Genomic DNA, 22,978 nt, shown 5'->3' with positions numbered 1-22,978 from the left:
CGGCTAGTTCAGTACGATGGACAAGCTAAGACGTCCGCTAGCCGGTCGTCAAGTAAGTTGGGAAGGGATCGGCCATGAGCAGGGGCAATACCCGTCAGCGCATTCAGGACGTCGCCCTGGAGCTGTTTGCTGAACAGGGCTACGAGAAGACCTCGCTCAGAGAGATCGCCGAGCAGTTGGGCGTCACCAAAGCCGCCCTGTACTACCACTTCAAGACGAAGGAAGACCTGGTCAGCAGCATCTTCCAGGATCTGGCGGTGGGGCCCGTGGACGAGCTGATCGCCTGGGCCGAGGAGAACCGCCCGACCACGCTGGAGACCAAGCTCGAAATCCTGCGCCGCTACAGCGCCAGGCTGAGCCAGTCCGCGTCCGTCTTCCGGTTCATGCACGAGAACCAGGCGGCCCTGCGCGAGTTGTCCATCGGCGACCAGATGAAGTCCCGGATCTTCAGCCTGCTGAACCTGATCAAGGACTCCGACGCCCCCCTCGCCGACCAGGTCAGGTGCGCCTCGGCCCTGTTCACCATGCACTCGACGCTCTTCGTCCTGGAGGGGGCGGCGGGGGGCCCGGACGAGAAGCGCAAGGCCGCGCTGGAGGTCGCCGAGGAGCTGGTCACCTCCGCGCACCACGGTGGGGATGCCTGAGCGGCCCACCCGCCGCCGGGCGGCTGTGGCAGGACGCGGGGGTGCGGCCGCGTTCCGCGCGCCATAGCGCTCCCACACGAAAGGGTGACCCGCCGCCCCCGCCGCCCTCGTACACGAGTGAGCGCCCGCCCCAGCCGGGGCGGGCGCTCATCGTGTCAGGCCGTCAGGCCGTCAGGCGGGCGCTACGCGCCTCAGAAGCGCACGCCCAGCGAGCGCATGGCGTCCTTGGGATCGACCGCCGAACCGTAGGCGGCGCTCTTGCGGATCTCGAAGTGCAGGTGCGGGCCGGAGGAGTTACCGGTGTTGCCGGACTTGCCGATCGTCTGGCCGGTCCTCACCTGCTGGCCGGGCTTCACGTCGATCTGCGACAGGTGCGCGTACTGCGAGAATTCGCCGTTGCTGTGCCGGATCACTATCGCGTTGCCGTAGGCGGGGCCGTCACCCGCGCCGTTGCCGCCGGCCTTCACGACGGTTCCCTTGTGCACGGACTTGACCGGGGTGCCGATCTTGACGGCGAAGTCCTGGCCCGAGTGGTTGTGGGCCCAGCGTCCGCCGGCCTTGCCGAAGGAAGCACTCAGCTCGTAGTCGACCGAGACGGGCTTGACCCAGGACAGCTGAAGTCGCTTGGCGTCCCGGGCCGCCTTCTGGGCGGCGCGCTGCTTCGCCTGCTTGGCGGCGTCGGCCGCCTTGTGCTGCTGGTCGGCCTGGTGACGTGCGGAGTCGGCGAGCGTGCCCGCCAGGTCCGACGCGAAGACGTCGCCCCCGGCCCGGTTCGCCGCCCCGGCCTCGTTCGTCCTGTCGGCCGCCGTCGCCGCGCCCGCCCCCAGGGCCATCGACGCGCCGAGCCCGGCGACAATGACCGCCGCCATGGTCGCGGCGCTGTTGGTGGTCCTAGTCCTCGTCATAGGGGTGCTACCTCCGGATGGGAGTGTGGGATCCACGCCCTGAAGTGGACGCAGGACCTTGGTAACCCGCCAGAAAAGGGACATCAAGGGACCCAATTACTAAAGACCCACGTAGCAGACGGAGCGACCTGCGTCACTCCCAGCCCGGTGGTGCTGCCCAGCGCCGCCCGCCACCGCACCCCGAGCCCCCCAGGGCTCCTAAGCCGCGTAGTACAGCCCTCACCCCCTGTGCCTCACCTCACCCGGACGCCCCGCTCGTTGTGGCCGCCCTCATATGACGCCACTCACCCCACGGGCCGAAGCCCGAAGCTCCGCGCACCGAAGCCCGAAGCACCCGGCCGCAGCCTGAAGCCCGAAGCACCCCCGCCCGAGCCATAAGCATCCCCGTCGAAGCCTGAAGCGCCCGCGCCGAACCCCGGGCACGCCCCGCCGCGCTTCCCTTACGATCCGCGCATGGAGCCCTCGACTGTCGCCGCGCGCCTCGCCTCCAGCGCCGTAGCGCCCCTGGTCAGAAAGCTGTTCGTGGCCGAGGGGCCGGGGGCCGGGCTGGTGGCGGAGCCCGTGCGGGTCTCGGCGCGGCTCTCCTTCACCGGGGAGCGGCGCACGCTGTCCGAACGGGAGCTGCGCAAGCTCGCCCAGGAGCTGGTGGCCCGCTGCGTCCACGCGGCGGGGCCCGCCGAGGAGCCGGCCGCGGAAGTACGTGCCGAGCTGACGGACGCGCTGGTCACAGCCCTGCACAGCCTGGGCGATCTCGACATGGACGACGTACAGGCTGTACGGCTGGGGCCGACGGGGCTGGCGGCCCGGCTGGCCGCGCCCCCGCTGCTGTCCCAGGCCGCCGAGGCGCGCTTCCGTCCGCTGCTGCACACCGCCTGCCTGCACATCCTGCACTTCTTCACCCAGCGTTCCACCTTCGTCGCGCGCACCGTCACGGAGCAGACGCGCGCCCTGGACCACCTCGTCGCCACCACCGACCTCCTCGCCGCGCGGCTGCCCTCGCGCACCGCCGAGGACGCCCGCTTCGAGGAGCGCTACGCGCGGCACATCGCCCGCAAGCACGGCGAGACGGCCCTCTACCGCCTGGAGCGGGGGCACGGGCCCGGAGGCGGGCGGCCGGACTTCCGGCTCGACTCGGCCTATGTCTCGCTGGAAGCCGCGCAGGAGGCGGGTCCGCCGCTGGCGGCGGAGCGGGCCCTGGCCGGGCGCGAGCGCGTACTGCTGCGCGGCGGGGCCGGGAGTGGAAAGTCCACGCTGGTCAAATGGCTGGCGGTGACCACCGCCCGTCAGGAGTGCGAGAACGGCGAACCCCTCACCCACCTCACCCACCTCGTAGGGCGCGTGCCCTTCGTACTGCCTCTGCGGCGTGTGGTGCGCGAGGGGCTGCCGCCCACTCCCGACCGTTTTCTGCACGCCGTGGGCAGTTCCCTGGCCGGATCCCAGCCCCCCGGCTGGACGGACCGGGTACTGGGCGCCGGGCGCGGGCTGCTGCTGCTCGACGGGGTGGACGAGATACCCGAGCGGGCGCGGGAGGCCGTACGCCGCTGGCTGCGGGAGCTGGACGGCGACTTCCCCGGCAACCTGTGGCTGGTGACCGCGCGCCCCGCCGCCGTACGCGAGGGCTGGCTGGGCCCGGAGGGGTTCGCCGAGCTGTCGCTGACGCCGATGTCGCACGCCGACGTCGCCGCGTTCGTCCGCCGCTGGCACCGCGCGGCGGACGCGGAACCCGGTGCCGCCGAAGCGCTGCTGGCCGTACTCCGCTCCAGCGGCGATCTGCGGCGGCTGGCGGTGAATCCGCTGATGTGCGGGCTGCTGTGCGCGCTGAACCGGGAGCGGCGCGGCGTACTGCCGTACGGGCGCGGGGAGCTGTACGAGGCGGCGCTGTCGATGCTGCTGGAGGGGCGGGACACGGAGCGCGGCATCCAGTCCACGGACGGTCCGCGGCTCACCCTGGCGGCCCGGGTCCAGATTCTTCAGCGGCTCGGCCACTGGCTGATCCGCAACGGCCGCACCGAGCTGGACCGCTCGGACGCGGTGGCGCAGGTGGGCAGAGCGCTGGCCACCATGCCGCAGCCGGTCGCTGTGCCGCAGCCCGGCATCCCGGCGCAGCCTGTACCCCCACCGCAGCCCGGCGCCCCACCGCAGCCCGGCGCCGCGTCCGAGGCGGTCTTCCGGCAGCTGCTGGAGCGCTCCGGGGTGCTGGCCGAGCCCGCCGAGGGCCGAGTCGCCTTCGTCCACCGCACCTTTCAGGACTATCTGGGCGCGAAGGCCGTCGTGGAGGAGGGCGACTTCCCTCTCCTGCTGGACAACGCGCACCGTGCCCAGTGGGAGGACGTGGTGCGGATGGCCGTGACCCTGGGAGGGCCCGCCGAGCGCGAGCGGATCCTGCGCGGGCTGATCGAGCCGGATGAGGACGGCACGCCCGGGCCGGAGCGACTGGTGCTGGCCGCCGCCTGCCTCGACCACGCGGCGGGGATCTCCCCCGTGCTCCGCGAGCGGATCCTCACGCTGATCTCCCGGCTGCTGCCGCCCGCCACCCGGGAACTCGCGCGGATGGTGGGGCGTGCGGGGCCCGTGGTGCTGGGGCTGCTGCCGGGTCCGGAGGAAGTGTCCGGGAAGACCGCCGAGACCGCCGAGACCGCCGAGACCGCCGAGACCGCCGAGACCGCCGAGAATATTGTCATCACCGCCACCCGCGTCGCCACCGACGCGGCCCTCCCCCTGCTGTCCCGCTACGCGGCGCACCCGGCCTTGCGCGTACGGCGTCAACTGGCCTGGTCCTGGCGCCGTTTCGACACCGACGCGTACGCCGAGGAGGTCATCGCGCGGCTGGCGGAGGAAGACCTCTACTTCACCGCCCACACCACCGCGCACCTGCGTGCCCTCAAGGCGCTGGGCGGCCGGGCGCGCGTCCAGCTCGTGGGGGAATTCGGCACGGGGGCGTTCGACACCGGGGAGCTGACGGAGTTGCTCGTACCCGAACGGCTGACCCATCTGTGGCTCACCGGTCCGGGCCCGTCCGACGGCGCGTGGCTGGCGGCCTTTCCCCGGCTGAGCACGCTGGTGCTGCCGAAGGACACTTCGGAGCACGTGCCGCGCGGGGTGCCCGGCCATATCACCGTCGTCCGCGGCCGGTTCCCGGGCTGAGGACGGGCCGTCATCGACGCGGGGACCTGATCGTTCTACGCTGCTCGCCGTAAGCGACCCCGTACCGGGGGGAGTTGGCCGAGACGGGTGGCGGGGGTAAGCGGATGGATGCCGGGGTCGTGGGGGCGCGGATCGCCTCCAGCGTGGTGGCGCCGCTCGTCAGGAAGCTGTTCGTCGCTCAGGGGGCGGGGGCCGGACTGGCGGAGGCCCCCGTACGGGTCTCCGGCCTCGTCTCCTTCACCGGGGAGAAGCGCACCCTCACCGAGCGGGACCTGGAAAAACTCGCGGGGGAACTGGTGCACCGCGCCGTGCGGGACATCGGCCCCCATGAGGCGCCTTCACCCGGTGAGACGGAGCGGACCGTCCAGCGGCTCACCCGCACCCTGCACGCGCTCGGCGACATCGGCCTGAGCGATGTGGAGGCCGTACACCTGGGCCACACCGACTTCGCGCGCGCACTGCACGCCCAGGCCACCACGAGCCACCCCGACACCCACCCCGCGCACCTGGACCCCACCCCCGGCGAGGCCGCGCTCTACCACCGGGTGCTGGACACCGCCTGCCTGCACATCCTGCACTTCTTCACCCAGCGCTCCACCTTCGTCGCGCGCACCCTGGTCGAGCAGAGCCGCCGGCTCGGGGAGCTGATCACTCTCGTCGATGTCCTCATCGAGCGCATCCCCTCCCAGTCGGCGCGGGACGCGGACTTCGAGCAGCGCTACGCGCGCTACATCGCCAACAAGCACCGCAAACTCACCATCTACGGCATCGATCTCCAACAGGCCAGCGAGTGGCCGCTGGATACCGCCTACCTCAGCCTGGAGGCGGCCCCGTCCGTCGAACAGCCCGGCGCCGAGGACCCCACATGGCAGGCCGCCGGGGAACCGCAGCCGGCCGAGCAGGCGCTCTCGGGCCACCGCCGGGTCCTGCTGCGCGGCATCGCGGGCTCCGGCAAGACGACACTGGTGCAGTGGCTGGCCGTCACCACCGCGCGCCAGGCCGAACTGACCGGTAGGCGTGCACACCTGATCGGCCGGGTGCCGTTCGTGCTGCCGCTGCGCACCCTCACCCGCGGCGGCGGCGACCTGCCCGTGCCCGCCGACTTCCTGACCGCCGTCGGCTGCCCGCTGGCCGGCTCCCAGCCGCCCGGCTGGGCGGACCGCGTCCTGGACGCCGGACGGGGCGTGCTGCTGATCGACGGCATCGACGAGGTCCCCGAGGAGGAGCGGGAGCGCACCCGGCGCTGGCTGCGCGACCTGCTCGCGGCGTTCTCCGGCAACCTCCTGCTGGTCACCTCCCGCCCCTCGGCCGTCCGCGAGGACTGGCTGGGCCGCGAGGAGTTCACCGAGCTGACCCTCTCGCCGATGCGCCCCGCCGATGTCGAGGTGTTCATCCGCCGCTGGCACACCGCCGCCGAGGCCGGCGGCGAGCTGGAAGAGGCACTGCGCACCGCCGTCCGCGCCAAACCGGACCTGGGCAGGCTGGCCACCAACCCGCTGATGTGCGGCCTGATCTGCGCCCTCCACCGCGAGCGGCGCGGCTTCCTGCCACGCGGGCGCAAGGCCCTCTACGACGCGGCGCTCAGCATGCTGCTGGAGCGGCGCGACCGGGAGCGCGCGATGCACACCCAGCCGGGCGCCGTCGAGCTGGACGAGGAGTCCCAGGTCGAGCTGTTGCAGAAGCTGGCCTACTGGCTCATCCGCAACGGCCGCTCCGAACTGGCGCACGACGACGCGCTCGACCTGCTCGGCCGCGCCCTGCCCTCGATGCCGTACGCGGCCGGGCAGGGCACGGCCGAGGAGATCTACCGCCACCTGCTGGTGCGCTCCGGGCTGCTGCGCGAGCCGGCGCACGGCGCCGTGGAGTTCGTCCACCGCACCTTCCAGGACTACCTGGGTGCCAAGGCCGCCGTGGAAGAGCGCGACTTCGACCTGCTGGCCCGGCACGCGCACCTGGACCAGTGGGAGGACGTCATCCGCATGGCCGTCGCCCACGCCCGCCCCGACGAGCGGGCCCGCCTGCTGGGCCGCCTGATCGAGCGCGGCGACGCCGAGCCCGAGGCGCGGACCCGCCTCCACCTGCTGGCGATGGCGTGCCTGGAGCACGCGACGAAGCTGGATCCGGCGGTGCGCGCGGACGTCGAGGCCAGGGGCCGGGAACTCATCCCGCCGCAGAGCGTCGACGAGGCCAAGGCGCTGGTACCCATGGGCCCCGTGGTGCTGGAACTGCTGAGCGAGGTGACGGACCTCACCGTCGGTGAGGCGACGGCCGTCGCACACACGGCCGCCCAGATGGGCACGGACGCGGCGCTCGTGCTGCTCACCCGCTTCCGCGGCCACCACTCCCCCGCCGTACTCCAGCAACTGGCCGGCCACTGGGACCGCTTCGACGCCGAGAAGTACGCGACGGAGATCATCCGCTACCTGGCCGACCTCCCGACGGTGCAGGTGACCGCGAGCACCTCCGAACACCTCGCCTGCCTGCGCCGCATGGACGAGCGCCTCTGCTCCCGCGTCCGCGGCGAACTCTCCCCGGACGAGATCATCGCGGCGCAGGGCACCGGCACCAGACTGCGGCGCCTCAGCTTCGCCTACAACCCCGGCCTGACCCGGCTCGACTTCGTCAGCTCCTTTCCCCACCTCACCGACCTCGACATCCGCGAGTGCCCGGTCACCGACCTCACCCCGCTCGGCGAGCTGCCGCTGAGCACGCTGTACCTGTGGGACGTGCCCGCCCTGGACGCGCTCAAGGGCATCGAGGCCCTCAGCGGCCTCACCTGGCTCGGCCTGCGCGAGGGCACCAGGTGGCCCGGCGTCCGGCGCGTGGAGGCCCTCACCTCGCTCACCACGCTGCTGCTCCCGTACGACACCACCGAGTTCGAGGGCATCTCCCGGCTGCCGAACCTGGAGACCCTGAACGTCTACTGCGTGCGGGACGGCATCAACGCGGCGAGCTGGGCCGAACTGGCAGAACTGCCGCACTTTCGCGAACTCACCTGCGAACCCCACCACTTGGCGAGCCTGACCGCCTCGGGGACCGTCCTGCCCCACCTCACCCGGCTCCAGCTGGTCCTGGACGGCAAGGAAGCGGATCTGACACAGCTGACCCGCTGCGCTCCGGAGCTGGAGACTCTCCAGATCAGCACCGCCCCCAGCGGCATCAGCCTCGCCCCCCTCGCCGGACTGCCCCGCATGCACGAGGTGTCGCTGCAACGGCCGGCAGGAGCCGCCGAGGATCAGGGCCTCCCCTCCCGCATCAGCCTCAACTACATCGGGCATCCCACCCACAACATGCGCCCGCGCCGAGCCTGACCCGAACTCACGGTGACCGATTCCCTACGGGCGGCCTAGGCTGGGCCCCGACCAGTCAACCCCCTGCCCTCGTCGGGGAGTCCGCACGCCATGGATCCCGCAGTCCGTCTCGCGTCCACCATCGCCGATCCCCTCGTCAGCCAGCTCCTCCTCCCCGTCGAAGCCACCCCCGACAACGCCCAGACCGAGGACGAACTCCTCGCCCGGCTCGTCTCCTTCCGAGGCGCGGCGCCACCGCTGTCCTACGAGTCGCTGCTGTCGCTCGCCGGGGAGCTGGTCGCGCTCACCGCGAGCGGCTACCGGCTGCCGCCGCAGGACGAGACGCCGGTGGCCGGCGTACTCTCCCGCACGCTGTGGATCATCGGCGAGCTGGACACCACCGATGTGCAGGCCATCCGCCTGGGCCCGCAGGACTTCGCCCGCAAGCTGCGCTCCACCGTCCCGGGCGCCGACCGCGAGCTGAGTTCGGATGCCGCCTGGTTCCACGACCGGCTGCTGGTCACCGTCTGCCTGCACCTGCTGCACCATCTGATCCGCCGCTCGCCACGCCTGGCGGAGCGGATGCCCGAACGCGCCCACCGGATCCGCCAGTTGATCGACCTCAACGATGTGGAGGCCGTCCGTGGCCGTCCCGAACCATCCGCCATAGACGCGCGGTTCGAGGCGCGCTACGTCCGTTCGGTGGCCGAGCAGTACAACCGCGTGACCATCTACGGCATCGACCTTCCCAACCCCAACTCCCCCGACAGCTGGTCCCTGGACGCCACCTACCTCAGCCTCAGCGCCGAGTTCGACAACCCGGAGGAGCGGACCGAGGCGACACCGCCCCGCCCCGACGGCGACAGCGGCGAGCCCGTACTGTCCGCCGACCGCGCCCTGGGCGGCCACGAACGGGTACTGCTGCGCGGCGTGGCCGGCTCCGGCAAGACGACGCTGGTGCAGTGGCTCGCCGTCTCCACCGCGCGCGACGCGCTGCCGCCCGAACTGGCCTCGCTGCGCGGCCGGATCCCGCTGGTGCTGCCCGTGCGCCGCTTCGCCCGCGAGGGCTTCCCGGCGCCGGACGACTTCCTGAGCGCGATACGCCACCCCCTGGCCGGCGAGGCACCCGACGGCTGGGCCGCCAGAGTGCTCGCCGAAGAGCGCGGACTGCTGCTGGTGGACGGGATCGACGAGGCACCCGAGTCGGAGCGCACCGCACTGCGCGGCCGGCTACGGCGGCTGATGCGCATCTATTCGGGCAATTTCTGCCTGGTCACGGCCCGGCCCTCGGCCGTAGAACCCAACTGGCTGGCCGACGAGGGCTTCGACGAGCTGGCCCTGGCCCCCATGAACCGCGACCAGGTGGCCGCCTTCATCACCGCCTGGCACGCGGCGGCCGGTGACGACGAGGGCAAGGACCACCGCCGCCTCGACGACTACCGCGACCGGCTGCTGGCCTCCATCCCGCTCTACCGCGAACTGCGCGGGCTGGCCACCAACCCGCTGATGTGCGGCCTGATCTGCGCCCTGAACCGCGACCGGTCCGGCTCGCTCCCCCAGGGCCGCAAGGAGCTGTACGAGGCGGCCATGGAGATGCTGCTCCAGCGCCGCGACCCCGAGCGCCGCGTGCTGTACGCGGACGCCGTCAAGCTCCAGCGCGGCGCCCGCGAGCGGCTGCTGCGCAAACTGGCCTACCGGATGCTCGTGGACCGCAGAGTCGAGCTGTCCATGGACGAGGCCCTGGCGGAGATCGCACGCCAGCTGCCCGCCATCCCCTCCACCTCCGGCCAGGGCAGCCCCGAGGACATCTTCAACCACCTGCTGCTGCGCACCGGCCTGCTGCGCGAGCAGTCCGACCACTCCGTGGAGTTCGTCCACCGCACCGTGCAGGACTACCTCGCGGCGAAGGAATCCGTCGAACAGGGCGCCTTCGACCTGCTGCTCGCTCACGCGCACGAAGCGGAGTGGGAGGAGGTCATCCGCATGGCCGTCGCCCACGCCCGCCCCGGCGAGTGCGCGAAGCTGCTGGGCGGCCTGCTGGCCCCGGGCCGCACCGGAATGCAGCGCAACCGCCGCCGGCTGCTGGCCGCCGCCTGCCTGGAGCACGTGACGGAACTGGACCCGGACACCCACTCCCGCATCCGCCGCGAGACCCGCCACATGGTGCGCCCGACCACCCTGGAGGCGGCCCGCAGCCTGGGCTGGGTGGGGCCGATAGTGCTGGAGATGCTGCCCGACCCCACCCGCGTCACCGACCGCGAGGCACACCGGCTCGCGGTCACCGTCACCCGCATCAACGACGACGCCGCCATCCACTACCTCGCACAGCTGCGCAACCGTGCCTCGCTGGAGCTGCGCGCCGAACTCGCGCGCGGCTGGCACAACTTCGACACCGACCGCTACGCCGAGGAGATCATCGGGCATCTCGACCCGGAGGGCCTGTACTTCCCCGTCTCGGACCGCTTCGAGCTGGCCGCGCTGCGGAAGCTCGGAGGCCGCTCGCGGGTCCAGATCGTCGGCCACTTCACCCCCGACGAGCTGCTGGAGGGCCTCGCCCACGACCAGCTCACGCACCTGTGGCTCGCCTACGACCTGGGCGTCCCGATGGGCTGGCTGGCCTCCTTCCCCCAGCTGACGACGCTGCGCGTCAACCCCCGGCTGCCGAGGGTGAGCGGGGTGCCGGACGGCATCCGCATCCTCAGTTAGCGCACCTCGGTCGGGGCTCCGCCACGGCACTCCACAGCGCGCCACAGCACACAGGGCCGGCCCCCGAGGGGACCGGCCCTGTGTGGTCGAGCGCGGGGAGGCTACGCCTCCTTGGAGAGGTTGGGCCCGCCACCTGCGGCGGACTCGACCGGCGGAACATCCGGCAGAGCCGACTTCTCCTCACCCCGGAAGGTGAAGGTCTTCGCCTCGCCCTCGCCCTCGGTGTCCACGACCACGATGTGACCGGGCCGCAGATCGCCGAAGAGGATCTTCTCGGAGAGGATGTCCTCGACCTCGCGCTGGATGGTCCGGCGCAGCGGCCGGGCGCCCATCACGGGGTCGTAGCCCTTCTTCGCGAGCAGTTCCTTGGCGTCGGTGCTCAGCTCGATGCCCATGTCCCGGTCCTTCAGCCGCTCATCGACCTGGGCGAGCATCAGATCCACGATGCGGATGATGTCGTCCTGCGTGAGCTGGTGGAAGACCACCGTGTCATCGACACGGTTGAGGAACTCGGGCCGGAAGTGCTGCTTCAGCTCGTCGTTGACCTTGGCCTTCATCCGGTCGTAGCCGGCCTTGGTGTCGCCCTGTGCGGCGAAGCCGAGGTTGAAGCCCTTGGAGATGTCACGGGTGCCGAGGTTGGTCGTCATGATGATGACCGTGTTCTTGAAGTCCACGACCCGGCCCTGGGAGTCGGTCAGTCGGCCGTCCTCCAGGATCTGCAACAGCGAGTTGAAGATGTCCGGGTGCGCCTTCTCGACCTCGTCGAAGAGGACCACGGAGAACGGCTTGCGCCGCACCTTCTCCGTGAGCTGGCCGCCCTCCTCGTAGCCGACGTATCCGGGCGGGGAGCCGAAGAGCCGCGAGACGGTGTGCTTCTCGCTGAACTCCGACATGTCGAGCGAGATGAGCGCTTCCTCGTCCCCGAACAGGAACTCGGCCAGCGTCTTGCTCAGCTCGGTCTTACCCACACCGGACGGGCCGGCGAAGATGAACGAACCACCGGGCCGCTTGGGGTCCTTGAGGCCCGCACGGGTGCGCCGGATCGCCTGGGAGAGCGCCTTGATGGCGTCCTCCTGGCCGATGACGCGCTTGTGCAGCTCGTCCTCCATGCGCAGCAGGCGCGAGGACTCCTCCTCGGTCAGCTTGAAGACCGGGATGCCCGTGGCCGTGGCCAGGACCTCGGCGATCAGCTCCTCGTCCACCTCGGCGACGACGTCCATGTCGCCGGCCTTCCACTCCTTCTCGCGCTTGGTCTTCTGCGCGAGAAGCTGCTTCTCGGTGTCGCGGAGGGAGGCGGCCTTCTCGAAGTCCTGCGAGTCGATCGCGGACTCCTTGTCCCGGCGCACGTTCGCGATCTTCTCGTCGAACTCGCGCAGGTCCGGCGGCGCGGTCATCCGGCGGATGCGCATCCGGGAGCCGGCCTCGTCGATCAGGTCGATGGCCTTGTCCGGCAGGAAGCGGTCCGAGATGTAGCGGTCCGCGAGGGTCGCGGCACCGACCAGGGCGGCGTCCGTGATGGAGACGCGGTGGTGCGCCTCGTAGCGGTCGCGCAGACCCTTGAGGATCTCGATGGTGTGCGGCAGCGACGGCTCCGCGACCTGGATGGGCTGGAAGCGGCGCTCCAGCGCGGCGTCCTTCTCCAGGTACTTGCGGTACTCGTCGAGCGTCGTGGCACCGATGGTCTGCAGCTCGCCGCGGGCCAGCATCGGCTTGAGGATGCTCGCCGCGTCGATCGCGCCCTCGGCGGCGCCCGCGCCGACCAGGGTGTGCAGCTCGTCGATGAACAGGATGATGTCGCCGCGCGTGCGGATCTCCTTGAGCACCTTCTTCAGGCGCTCCTCGAAGTCACCGCGGTAGCGCGAGCCGGCGACCAGCGCGCCCAGGTCGAGGGTGTAGAGGTGCTTCTCCTTGAGGGTTTCGGGCACCTCGCCCTTGACGATGGCCTGCGCCAGCCCCTCGACGACGGCGGTCTTGCCGACGCCGGGCTCACCGATGAGCACGGGGTTGTTCTTCGTCCGGCGGGACAGGACCTGCATGACCCGCTCGATCTCTTTCTCGCGCCCGATGACCGGGTCGAGCTTGGACTCACGGGCGGCCTGCGTCAGGTTGCGGCCGAACTGGTCCAGAACGAGCGAGGTGGACGGCGTGCCCTCGGCGGGGCCACCGGCCGTGGCGGCTTCCTTGCCACCCGAGTATCCAGAAAGCAGCTGGATGACCTGCTGGCGCACCCTGTTCAGGTCGGCGCCCAGCTTCACGAGGACCTGGGCGGCGACGCCCTCGCCCTCGCGGATCAGCCCCAGCAGGATGTGCTCGGTCCCGATGTAGTTGTGGCCGAGCTGAAGGGCTTCTCGGAGCGACAGCTCCAGCACCTTCTTGGCACGGGGCGTGAAGGGAATGTGGCCGGACGGGGCCTGCTGGCCCTGCCCGATGATCTCCTCCACCTGCTGGCGGACAGCCTCAAGCGAGATCCCGAGGCTCTCCAGTGCCTTAGCGGCGACACCCTCACCCTCGTGGATCAGGCCCAGAAGGATGTGCTCGGTGCCGATGTAGTTGTGGTTGAGCATCCGGGCTTCTTCCTGAGCCAGGACGACAACCCGCCGCGCGCGGTCGGTGAACCTCTCGAACATCGTTAATCGCTCCTCAGAGCGGTCAGGCAGTGAGGGGACGCTCCCCTCGCTGTCCTTCCGCAGCTTAGTCCCGCAACGGGGGACCGCTCATTCCAACTGCCGACTGCGGCCCGATCGACCGGCTCGATCATGCGCCTCCTGCCCCGGACAGCCGACAACAGTTCCAACCCGATGGTGCGAGACGATGTTCCCGCAGGCCAGGCGTATTCACCTGGATCCACTACGCCGACGGCGAACGCCCCCGCACCGACGCGCTCTCCTCTCATGGGAGCCGTCGCTCCACACCCCCGTTCCGCCCGCTGTCACCTGGGCTTCCAGCCCGTCAGAGCCTTCTTACCCGCTCGGTGTGACAGTCCATGCGGCCTTCGGCGGATACGGACCCGCGCATCCGCTGTTGGCGAACAGCCGGACATGCGTCCGGGTCCACCCTCGCGGACAAAGCACTCTGAGTAGTTACCCTCAACGCTGCGTCACCACATCGCCGTTCGGCGACAGCGCGGGCGCACCCGCGGACGGAACACCGGCCGCCGGATACCCGGCGGACGCCTGGGAGGCCGCGGCATACTGCGGCCTCCCGAGCCGGGGTGCGCGCCGGGGCCGGCCACCGAGGCCACCCCGCGCTCCCTCTCGCGCTCCCGGTGAATCGCGGTGGAAGACCCACTGAAAGACCTGCGAGATCCGCGAGCCCCGAGGGACCTGCGAGACCTGAGAGAGTTGCGGGAACTGCGGGAGCTACGGCGCCATGGGAACTACGGGGGCTGCGGGGACTACCGGACAGGGGCCCACCGCGCCCCCGTCCCGGGCCTCCGGGCCCAGGGGCCCGGAGCGGTTCAGCCGTTGGCCTTCTCGTACGCCTCGCGAATGCTGGCGGGGACCCGGCCCCGGTCATTGACCTCGTAACCCTGCTCCTTGGCCCACGCGCGGATCTTCGCGGTGTCCTGGCTGCTGCTGCCGCCGGTTGCGGCGCGGCCACCCTTTCCGCGGGCGGACCGGCCACCGGTGCGGCGGCCACTCTTGAGATAGGGCTCCAGAGCGGTCCTGAGCTTGTCGGCATTAGAGGTGGTGAGGTCGATCTCGTAGGTCTTCCCGTCGAGCGCGAACGTCACGGTCTCGTCCGCCTCGCCACCGTCGAGGTCATCGACAAGAAGAACCTGAACCTTCTGTGCCACCGCTACTCCCATTCGTCATCGATAACGGATTACTGATACTGCCGACGAAAGCAAACCGCTTTTCCGGGAGAAACACAAACCCTCGGCTGAGTTTGCCCCGCGGCCCGCTGGGATTGGCGGGACCTTTCGGACATAGTGGTGGCCGTTCTGGGCGGTCTTCAGAGATGCAGCAGCATGCGGCTGTTGCCCAAGGTGTTCGGCTTCACTCGTTCGAGACCCAGGAACTCGGCTACTCCCTCGTCATTGGAACGCAGCAGCTCGCTGTAGACATCCCCGTCGACTGGAGTCTCACCGATCTCGGTGAAGCCGTGCTTGCCGAAGAAGTCGACTTCGAAGGTGAGGCAGAAAATTCGCCGCACACCGATCCAGCGAGCGGTCCGCAGGAGCTTCTCCAGGAGCAGATGTCCGAGTCCGGTTCCGCGCTGCGCCGGATCGACCGCCAGCGTTCTGACCTCGGCCAGGTCTTCCCACATGATGTGCAGCGCGCCGCAGCCGACGACTTCCGCGTCCGCATCCCGTTCCGCCACCCAGAACTCCTGGATGTCCTCGTAAAGCGTCACCGTGGCTTTGTCGAGGAGGATGCGCTCGCGGGAGTAGGCGTCGAGGAGCCGACGCACCGCGGGGACATCGGCCGTACGTGCCCTGCGGATGGTGACTTCGGATAGCGGCGCGCGTTCTGGCATGAACGGACGCTATCGCTCTTGGCCCTCACCCTCCTCGGCGGGGCCATCGAGATGGACGCCGTTCAGTTGTACGACGCGCAAGGCGTCACGCAGCACCTCGACCTGTTCCGGCGACATCATGCCGAAGAAGTCCACGAGAGCGGCGGCAGGGTTGTCACTGGCCGACCACGCTTCGTTCATGAGAGCCGCGGAGTAGGCGGCCCGGGTGGAGACCGCCGCATATCTATAGGCGCGGCCTTCTTGATCCCTCCGGAGCCAGCCCTTCTGGCGCAGGTTGTCCATTACGGTCATCACCGTCGTGTAGGCGACGGTGCGTTCCTTCTGCAGATCTTCGAGGACTTCCCGCACGGTGACCGGGCGGTTCCAGCGCCATACCCGGGTCATCACGGCATCTTCCAGCTCTCCCAATGGCCTCGGCACGGAAGAACAATAGTGGAAAATGTCCGAATCGAGGGAATTAGGGAGGGTGGGGGCCACGTCACTCCCGCACTTGTACGGAGTCGGCTCTCACCCTTGTGACGGGTCGGCTCTTCCGCTTGCACCGGGTCGGCCGGCGCGCTTGTCCGGTTCAGCTCCCGGCTTGTGCAGGGTCAGCTCTCGCGCTTCTGGCGGGTGCCTTCGGCCCTGGCCAAAGCGGCATCGACGATGCCGTCCTCCTTGGCCTTGTTGGCGCCGCCCTGACTCTTGACGATCGTCACGATGAGCGCGGTGAATGCCACCGCCATCACGAGCGGCGGGGTGAGCGCGGCGACATAATCCATGGCCGTCCTCCTCGGTGAGCAGGCGTCCAGAGTAACCCCGTCGCCTTATGCGGAAACGGGGTCCCTCCGCTTCACGGACTCCTCGGTACCGGGCCGTTCCGTCTCCGGCACCCCCGGTTCGGGACCGGCGGGCGGCGAATCCGGCGCCTGCGGGTCCTGCGGGGACTGGGGAGCGGGGCGGCGCCGGGGCGGGAAGACCTCGGCAGGGGTGGGGACGGGGCGCGAGGGCGCGGCCCCCGGCTCCGTCGGGCCGGGCTTGCCGGGGCCGGGCTCGGCGCCGGGCTCCGCGTCGCGTTCCGGTTCGTCCCCGTTCCCGGCGTTCGCAGTGTGCCCGGCGTGCCCGGCCTGCCCAGCGTTCCCGGCGTGCCCGGCGTGCCCGGCGTGCCCGGCGGCGACGGGTGCCGGGGGGCGCTCGTCCCAGGGCAGGCGGCCACTGGGGACGAACCGCAGCCTGGTGCGTACGGCTCCCGCGGCCGGGGTCGGCGCCACGAGGCGTGCGCAGCGGCGCAGCAGCGAGGCCCGGCGGGCGCTCTCCCGTTCCCCGGCGGCCTCGGCGCACAGCGTGCGGAGGGCGGCCAGGTCCTCGGGGCGGGGGCGGTATCCCGCGGCGAGGGCGCCGTCGAGCCGGTCGAGGTAGCCGAGGGCGGCGCCGGGCAGGGCCGCGCGGTGACGGGCGAGGTCGGCCAGCAGGAAGGCGCGCAGTCTGGCGCCCTCGCGCGCCGCCTCCTCCACGGACCGCGCGAGCCGCAGATACTCCCCGGCCCGTTCGGGCGCGGGATCGGACTGGAGGGCGATGGCGAGGGCGCCGCCGAGCACACGCAGCTCGTCCGCGCTGAACGCCACGCCGCCTCGTGAACCGTAGGGCGTGGGCATGAGGCGACGATAGGGGGCAAAACGACTAAATGTGCTTATCTACCGGGTGCCGGGCGTGGCGAGCGCCTGCTGTCGGGATCGGCTCCGCCCCGCCCAGGCCCCGCTCGGCTCCGCTCAGCTCGGCTCCGCTCAGCCCCGCTCCCGTCAGCTCCGGTCGATGTTGCGCTCGTACACCAGGCGCAGGCCGATCAGGGTGAGCCAGGGCTCGTGCTCGTCGATGACGGCGGACTCCCCCAGCACCATGGGCGCCAGGCCGCCGGTGGCGATGACGGTGACGTCCTCGGGGTCGTCCGCCAGTTCGGTCGCCATCCGGTTCACCACCCCGTCCACCTGGCCGGCGAAGCCGTAGACGATGCCCGCCTGCATGGCCTCGACCGTGTTCTTGCCGATGACGCTGCGCGGGCGGGCGATCTCGATCTTGCGCAGCTGGGCGCCGCGCATGCCCAGCGCGTCCACGGAGATCTCGATGCCCGGCGCGATGACGCCGCCGACGTACTCGCCGCGCGCCGAGACCGCGTCGAAGGTGGTGGCGGTACCGAAGTCCACGACCACGCACGGGCCGCCGTACAGCTCGACGGCGGCCAGCGCGTTGATGATCCGGTCCGCGCCGACCTCTTTCGGGTTGTCCATCAGGATCGGCACGCCCGTCTTGACGCCCGGCTCGACCAGCACGGCGGGGATGTCGCCGTAGTAGCGGCGGGTCACCTCGCGCAGTTCGTGCAGGACGGAGGGGACGGTGGAGCAGATGGCGATGCCCTCGATGTTGTCGCCCAGCTCCTCGCCCAGCAGCGGGTGCATGCCCATCAACCCCTGGAGCAGCACGGCCAGTTCGTCGGCGGTGCGGCGGGCCTCGGTGGAGATGCGCCAGTGTTCGACGATCTCCTCGCCGTCGAACAGCCCCAGCACGGTGTGGGTGTTGCCCACGTCGATGGTCAGCAGCATCAGACCGGCTCCTCTCGCAGGTCCAGGCCGATGTCGAGGATCGGGGAGGAGTGGGTCAGGGAGCCGACGGACAGGAAATCGACGCCGGTGGCGGCGTATTCGGCCGCGTTCTCCAGGGTGAGCCGCCCGGAGGACTCCAGCCGCGCGCGGCCCGCCACGAGCGTGACGGCCTCGGCGGTGAGGCCCGGGGTGAAGTTGTCGAGCAGGAGCAGATCGGCGCCCTGGTCGAGGACCGGCGGGATCTGGTCGAGGCGGTCCACCTCCACCTCGATGGGCAGGTCCGGGAATTCGGCCCGGACGAGCGCGAACGCCTCGGCCACGCCGCCGGCCGCGATCACGTGGTTGTCCTTGATGAGCGCCGCGTCCGAGAGGGACATCCGGTGGTTGACCCCGCCGCCGCAGCGCACCGCGAACTTCTCCAGCGCGCGCAGCCCGGGCGTCGTCTTGCGGGTGTCGCGCACCTGGGCCTTCGTGCCCTCCAGCGCGTCCGCCCAGGCGCGGGTCGCGGTCGCGATGCCGGACAGCCGGCACAGCAGGTTGAGCGCGCTGCGCTCGGCGGTGAGCAGGTCGCGGGTGCGGGTGCGGACGGTCAGCAGCTTCTGGCCCGCCTCGACGCGGTCGCCGTCCAGGACGTGCCGTTCGACCTCGAACTCGTCGGTGCACACGACGGACAGCACGGCCTCGGCCACCCGCAGCCCGGCGACGGTACCGGCCTCGCGGGCGGTGAAGTCGCCGGTCGCGACGGCCTCTTCGGGGACGGTGGCGACGCTGGTGACATCCACCCCCCGGTCCAGGTCCTCCTCGACGGCCAGGTGTGCGATGTCCTCGACGTGCACGGGGTCGAGACCGGCATCGGCCAGGAGCGCCGCCAGGTCGGGGTCGAGGCCGCACTCCAGCGGGTCGAGGCCGGGCTCTTCCGACGCGCAGCCGCAGCCGTCGCCGCAGCCGCCCGAGGTCCCCTGGGGGGCCTGGCCGATCTGGAGGAGGGGGAGGTCGTCGGTCACTGTTGCTGCTCCTTGGACGGGGCGGCCCGCGGGGACGCCGGGGGCACGGGCGCGGTGGTGGGCGGGAAGGCGGTTGTCCGGGTCGTACGGACGGTCAGGGGCGCGCCGGGCGCGCGGCTGATGATCAGGTGGCGGCGCCAGGCGGTGTCGTCGCGGTCGGGATGGTCCTCGCGCCAGTGGCAGCCGCGGGTCTCCTCGCGGAGGGCCGCGGCCTCGACCAGGACCTGGGCGACGAGATGGAGGTTGGTGGTCTCCCAGGTCTCGACGCCCGGTTCGGCGGGTCCGGCCGGTCCGGCGGGTTCGACAGGTTCGGTGGCTTCGGCGAGTCGGGCGTCCGACCTAGTTGCGCCGGGCTCACCGGTTGAACCGGTGACGGTCGCCGGGCCGGGGGGTGCCGCCGATGCGGAGAGTGCCTCCAGGCGCGCGGCGGCGGTGGCGAGTGAGCGCGCGGAACGGAGCACTCCGGCTCCCTCCGTCATGATGCGCTGGATCTCGGCGCGGGCCCCGGCCGGAAGGAGAGCGCCCGCGGCTTCCCTCGTCCCTTGGCCCGCCTCTCGGGCCGCTTCCGGGCCGTGCGCTGGAATGACCGGCTCCGGATTCCGTTCGCGGGGCCTGAGCCGAGCGGCGATCCGTTCCGCGAAGACCAGGCCCTCCAACAGGCTGTTGGAGGCGAGGCGGTTGGCGCCGTGCACGCCTGTGCAGGCGACCTCGCCGCAGGCGTAGAGACCGGGCACCGTGGTGCGGCCGTACAGGTCGGTGCGGACACCGCCGCTGGCGTAGTGCGCGGCGGGCGCGACCGGGACCAGTTCGGTGACCGGGTCGATACCGTGCGCACGGCACGCGGCGAGGATCGTGGGGAAGCGGGTCCTCCACATGGCGGCGCCGAAGTGCCGGCCGTCCAGGAACATGTGGTCGGTGCCCTGCTCGGCGGCCCGGCGCATGATCCCCTTGGCGACGATGTCGCGGGGCGCCAGCTCGGCGAGCGGGTGCCGGCCCACCATGAAGCGCGCCCCCGCCGCATCGACCAGATGCGCGCCCTCGCCGCGCACCGCCTCGGAGATCAGCGGCTGCTGGCCCTCGGCGTCCGGGCCGAGGTAGAGCACCGTGGGGTGGAACTGCACGAACTCCAGATCGGAGACCTCGGCCCCGGCGCGCAGCGCGAGGGCCACGCCGTCGCCCGTGGAGACGGCGGGGTTCGTCGTCGCGGCGAACACCTGTCCCATGCCGCCGGTGGCCAGGACCACGGCCGGAGCGTGGACGGCGCCCACACCGTCCTCCTGCCCCTCGCCCATGACGTGCAGCGTCACCCCGGCCGCGCGGCCCTCGGCGTCCTTGAGGAGATCGAGGACCAGGGCGTTCTCGACGGTGCGGATGCGCTGTCCGCGTACGGCGGCCACCAGCGCGCGGGAGATCTCGGCCCCGGTCGCGTCGCCGCCCGCGTGGGCGATACGGCTGCGGTGGTGACCGCCCTCGCGGGTGAGCGCGATCCCCCCGGTGGCCGCGGAGGTGTCGAAGGCGGCGCCCGCCCGGATGAGCCGTCGCACGGCATCCGGCCCCGCGGTGACCAGGGCGTGGACGGCCGCCTCGTCACACAGCCCGGCGCCCGCCTCCAGGGTGTCGTCACGGTGCTGGGCCGGGCTGTCGCCCTCGCCCAGCGCCGCGGCTATGCCGCCTTGGGCCCAGCGCGTGGAACCGTCGTCCAGGCGCGCCTTGGTCACCACGACCGTCCGGGCACCGGCCGCGGCGCAGCGCAGCGCGGCAGTGAGCCCGGCCACCCCTGAGCCCACGACGACGACGTCGGCCTCGACGGTCCAGCCGGGCGGGGGTGCGGCCAGCAGTCCCGGTGCGGGGTCGCTCTTCGCGGAGCCGGGGCCTCGGCCTGCATCTGGGCCTGGGGCTGGGGCTGCGTCTGGGCCTGGGCCGGCGTCCCGGCCCGGGCGTGGGCTCATCGTGCGGGTCCCGGTGCCGCGAGGAAGCGGAGGGGGACGTTGTCGATCAGCCGGGTGCTGCCCACGCGGGCGGCGACGACCAGTACCGCCTCGCCCTCCCAGCTCTCGCCCCCGTCGATCGCGGTGAAGCTCGCGGGATCCACGAGCGCCGCGTAATCGACGTCCAGCCCGTCCGCCTCGGCGAGCACCGAGCGGGCCGCGTGCAGCGCGGCGGCCGGGCCCCGCTCCGCGGCGCGTCCGGCGGCCGTCAGCGCGCGGGAGAGCGCGAGCCCCTCTCCGCGCTCGCGCGCGGAGAGGTAACGGTTGCGGCTGGAGAGGGCGAGGCCGTCGGCCTCGCGGACGGTGGGGACGGCGACGATCTCGGCGGGGAAGTTCAGATCGCACACCATGCGGCGTACGAGCGCGAGCTGCTGGGCGTCCTTCTGGCCGAAGAAGGCCACATCGGGCGAGGTGAGGTGGAGCATCTTGGCGACGACGGTGAGCATGCCGTCGAAGTGCCCCGGCCGCACGGCACCCTCCAGCACCGCGCCCATCGGGCCGGCCGAGACCCGCACCTGGGGCTCGCCGCCCGGGTAGACCTCGTCGCCGGACGGCGCGAAAATCACGTCGGCACCCGCCTCCCCGGCGACGACGAGATCGGCTTCCAGCGTGCGCGGATAGCGGTCCAGGTCCTCCCCCGCGCCGAACTGGAGAGGGTTGACGAAGACCGTGACGACGACCTGACCGCCCGGCCCCACCCGCTCGCGGGCCGCACGGACGAGCGCCGCGTGGCCCTCGTGCAGGGCGCCCATCGTCATGACCACGGCACGCTCACCGGCCCGCGGCAGGGCCCGCAGCCCGGCGGTGGTGATGACGACCTCGGGCAGCACCGGCGAGGCGGGCGGCGCGGGCGACGCGGGCGACGGCACGGGTGCCGTACCGGTCGCGGAAGCAGGGGGCGTCGCGGGAGTCCCAGGCGCGGCCGAGATCATGAGTCCGTCCCCTTGTCCTCCGGTCCGCCGTCCTCCGGTCCGCCGTCCTCCGGGCCGCCGCCGTCCGGGCCGCCGTCCTCGGGCCCGTCGTCGTCCTTCCGCTTGCCGGCCGTCCCCGCGTCGCCGTCGGTCGCGAGGACGTCGAGCAGGGCCTCGGCCAGTCCGGGCTTGAGGAGGCCGTGTGCCAGTGCCCGGTCGGCGGTCGCCCGGGCCATCGCGAGGTATCCGGCGACGGTCTGCGGGGCGTGCTTGCGCAGCTCGGTCACGTGTGCGGCCACGGTGTCCGCGTCGCCCCTGGCGACCGGCCCCGTCAGCGCCGAATCGCCCGAGCGCAGCGCGTTGTCCAAGGCGGCGCCCAGGAGCGGCCCGAGCATCCGGTCGGGCGCCTGCACGCCGGAGGCCCGCAGCAGGTCCATGGCCTGGTTCACCAGTGTGACCAGGTGGTTGGCGCCGATGGCGAGGGCCGCGTGGTAGAGCGGACGGGACTCCTCCGCGACCCACTCGGGCTCCCCGCCCATCTCGATGACCAGCGCCTCGGCCGCCAGCCGCAACTCCTCCGGCGCGGTGACCCCGAACGAGCAGCCGACCAGACGCTGGACATCGACGGGGGTCCCGGTGAAGGCCATCGCCGGGTGCAGCGCGAGCGGCAGTGCTCCGGCGCGCAGCGCGGGCCGGAGCACCCCGGCCCCGAAGCGGCCCGAGGTGTGCACCAGCAGTTGCCCGGGGCGGACGGCGCCCGTCCGCGCCAGCCCGGACACCAGGTCGGGCAGCGCGTCGTCCGGCACGGTCAGCAGCACCAGATCGGAGCGGGCCAGCACCTCGGCCGGGTCCACGAGGGGGACGTCGGGGAGGAGTTCGGCGGCCCTGCGCCGCGAGGCGTCCGAGACGCCTGAGGCGGCGACGGGCCGGTGCCCGGCCAGCCGCAGGGCGGCGGCCAGCGCGGGCCCGACCCGGCCGGTGCCGACGACGCCGACCGCGAGCCGCGCGGGCCGGTCCTCGGCCCGCGCCGCCCCCGAGGGGTCGGGGGCGGCGGAACCGGTGGCGGACGTGGACGATCCGGACGTGGACGATCCGGACGCGCTCGCGGAGGCTCCGGACGCGGACGGTCGGGGAGCGCTCGCGGACGGGACCGGCCCGTACGGGGACTTGTCCGGCTCGTCCGCCGGAGAGGGGTGATGTGCGTTCACGGAGTGGCCTTCCGTATGCGTTCCGGTCCGCTCATTGACGCCGGTACCGGACGTGACCACGCCATGCTAAGCCCTGCGCGCGGGCCCCTCGGGTGACGGTGCGCTCGGGGCCCGCTCACCGGG

The 22,978-nt window shown here is 71.9% G+C and carries 16 protein-coding genes; 4 read left to right on the top strand and 12 right to left on the bottom strand.

All coding sequences use genetic code 11. From position 1 onward, the window contains the following. Positions 1–74: 74 nt before the first annotated feature. Positions 75–644: a TetR/AcrR family transcriptional regulator gene (locus ABD339_RS10145; RefSeq protein WP_344564374.1), complete on the top strand. Its 570-nt coding sequence runs from the start codon at positions 75–77 to the stop codon at positions 642–644. Positions 645–835: 191 nt separating this feature from the next. On the opposite strand, the gene ABD339_RS10140 is transcribed toward ABD339_RS10145, so the two are convergent. Further along, entirely contained in the window at positions 836–1,549 is a 714-nt protein-coding gene (locus ABD339_RS10140) for a M23 family metallopeptidase (protein ID WP_344564372.1), read from the bottom strand. A 453-nt stretch (positions 1,550–2,002) separates the two neighbouring features. On the opposite strand from ABD339_RS10140, the gene ABD339_RS10135 reads away from it, so the two are divergent. The 3 genes from ABD339_RS10135 to ABD339_RS10125 all read left to right on the top strand — a co-directional run bounded on the left by ABD339_RS10135 (position 2,003) and on the right by ABD339_RS10125 (position 10,689). Beyond that, on the top strand, positions 2,003–4,693 hold the full coding sequence (locus ABD339_RS10135) for an NACHT domain-containing protein (RefSeq protein ID WP_344564370.1): 2,691 nt from the start codon (positions 2,003–2,005) through the stop codon (positions 4,691–4,693). 74 nt (positions 4,694–4,767) lie between these two features. Next, positions 4,768–8,004, top strand: a complete 3,237-nt coding sequence (locus ABD339_RS10130) for an NACHT domain-containing protein (protein ID WP_344564368.1) — start codon at positions 4,768–4,770, stop codon at positions 8,002–8,004. Positions 8,005–8,094: 90 nt separating this feature from the next. Continuing rightward, positions 8,095–10,689: an NACHT domain-containing protein gene (locus ABD339_RS10125; protein ID WP_344564367.1), complete on the top strand. Its 2,595-nt coding sequence runs from the start codon at positions 8,095–8,097 to the stop codon at positions 10,687–10,689. Positions 10,690–10,790: 101 nt separating this feature from the next. Here ABD339_RS10125 and ABD339_RS10120 read toward each other — a convergent pair whose 3' ends face one another. From ABD339_RS10120 to ABD339_RS10070, 11 genes are all read right to left on the bottom strand, one after another. Next, positions 10,791–13,316, bottom strand: a complete 2,526-nt coding sequence (locus ABD339_RS10120) for an ATP-dependent Clp protease ATP-binding subunit (RefSeq protein ID WP_344564366.1) — start codon at positions 13,314–13,316, stop codon at positions 10,791–10,793. A gap of 830 nt (positions 13,317–14,146) precedes the next feature. Further along, entirely contained in the window at positions 14,147–14,485 is a 339-nt protein-coding gene (locus ABD339_RS10115; RefSeq protein WP_344564362.1) for a histone-like nucleoid-structuring protein Lsr2, read from the bottom strand. A 158-nt stretch (positions 14,486–14,643) separates the two neighbouring features. Continuing rightward, positions 14,644–15,168, bottom strand: coding sequence for an amino-acid N-acetyltransferase (locus ABD339_RS10110; protein WP_344564360.1), 525 nt, complete (start codon positions 15,166–15,168; stop codon positions 14,644–14,646). A 9-nt stretch (positions 15,169–15,177) separates the two neighbouring features. Continuing rightward, positions 15,178–15,588: a BlaI/MecI/CopY family transcriptional regulator gene (locus ABD339_RS10105; protein WP_344564358.1), complete on the bottom strand. Its 411-nt coding sequence runs from the start codon at positions 15,586–15,588 to the stop codon at positions 15,178–15,180. Positions 15,589–15,758: 170 nt separating this feature from the next. Continuing rightward, positions 15,759–15,929, bottom strand: coding sequence for a hypothetical protein (locus tag ABD339_RS10100; RefSeq protein ID WP_344564356.1), 171 nt, complete (start codon positions 15,927–15,929; stop codon positions 15,759–15,761). Positions 15,930–15,974: 45 nt separating this feature from the next. Continuing rightward, a complete protein-coding gene (locus ABD339_RS10095; protein ID WP_344564354.1) occupies positions 15,975–16,802 on the bottom strand; it encodes a hypothetical protein in 828 nt (275 codons plus the stop codon). Between the two features lie 144 nt (positions 16,803–16,946). Continuing rightward, complete coding sequence (locus tag ABD339_RS10090; protein WP_344564352.1) at positions 16,947–17,744, bottom strand: type III pantothenate kinase; 798 nt, start codon at positions 17,742–17,744, stop codon at positions 16,947–16,949. Further along, positions 17,744–18,748 (bottom strand): carboxylating nicotinate-nucleotide diphosphorylase, encoded by a 1,005-nt coding sequence (nadC, locus tag ABD339_RS10085; RefSeq protein WP_344564350.1) that lies wholly within the window; start codon positions 18,746–18,748, stop codon positions 17,744–17,746. Before nadC ends, ABD339_RS10090 begins: the two co-directional genes overlap by 1 nt. After that, on the bottom strand, positions 18,745–20,697 hold the full coding sequence (locus ABD339_RS10080) for an L-aspartate oxidase (RefSeq protein WP_344564348.1): 1,953 nt from the start codon (positions 20,695–20,697) through the stop codon (positions 18,745–18,747). The genes nadC and ABD339_RS10080 overlap by 4 nt, the downstream gene beginning before the upstream one ends. Next, positions 20,694–21,668, bottom strand: coding sequence for a pantoate--beta-alanine ligase (gene panC, locus ABD339_RS10075; protein ID WP_344564346.1), 975 nt, complete (start codon positions 21,666–21,668; stop codon positions 20,694–20,696). Before panC ends, ABD339_RS10080 begins: the two co-directional genes overlap by 4 nt. Beyond that, entirely contained in the window at positions 21,665–22,855 is a 1,191-nt protein-coding gene (locus ABD339_RS10070; protein ID WP_344564344.1) for a Rossmann-like and DUF2520 domain-containing protein, read from the bottom strand. Before ABD339_RS10070 ends, panC begins: the two co-directional genes overlap by 4 nt. Between the last annotated feature and the right edge of the window lie 123 nt (positions 22,856–22,978).

Source organism: Streptomyces axinellae (genome assembly GCF_039532135.1).
GTDB classification, from domain to species: Bacteria; Actinomycetota; Actinomycetes; order Streptomycetales; family Streptomycetaceae; genus Streptomyces; species Streptomyces axinellae.
This window is presented reverse-complemented; position numbering and strand designations above follow the sequence as displayed.

Bases quoted from the DNA above. Each gene is read 5' to 3' on its own strand.
- ABD339_RS10135 (WP_344564370.1), top strand. From the start codon at position 2,003: ATGGAGCCCTCGACTGTCGCCGCGCGCCTCGCCTCCAGCGCCGTAGCG.
- ABD339_RS10140 (WP_344564372.1), bottom strand. From the start codon at position 1,549: ATGACGAGGACTAGGACCACCAACAGCGCCGCGACCATGGCGGCGGTC.
- ABD339_RS10080 (WP_344564348.1), bottom strand. From the start codon at position 20,697: ATGAGCCCACGCCCGGGCCGGGACGCCGGCCCAGGCCCAGACGCAGCC.
- ABD339_RS10095 (WP_344564354.1), bottom strand. From the start codon at position 16,802: ATGCCCACGCCCTACGGTTCACGAGGCGGCGTGGCGTTCAGCGCGGAC.
- ABD339_RS10120 (WP_344564366.1), bottom strand. From the start codon at position 13,316: ATGTTCGAGAGGTTCACCGACCGCGCGCGGCGGGTTGTCGTCCTGGCT.
- ABD339_RS10100 (WP_344564356.1), bottom strand. From the start codon at position 15,929: ATGGATTATGTCGCCGCGCTCACCCCGCCGCTCGTGATGGCGGTGGCA.
- ABD339_RS10145 (WP_344564374.1), top strand. From the start codon at position 75: ATGAGCAGGGGCAATACCCGTCAGCGCATTCAGGACGTCGCCCTGGAG.
- ABD339_RS10090 (WP_344564352.1), bottom strand. From the start codon at position 17,744: ATGCTGCTGACCATCGACGTGGGCAACACCCACACCGTGCTGGGGCTG.
- ABD339_RS10125 (WP_344564367.1), top strand. From the start codon at position 8,095: ATGGATCCCGCAGTCCGTCTCGCGTCCACCATCGCCGATCCCCTCGTC.
- ABD339_RS10110 (WP_344564360.1), bottom strand. From the start codon at position 15,168: ATGCCAGAACGCGCGCCGCTATCCGAAGTCACCATCCGCAGGGCACGT.
- panC (WP_344564346.1), bottom strand. From the start codon at position 21,668: ATGATCTCGGCCGCGCCTGGGACTCCCGCGACGCCCCCTGCTTCCGCG.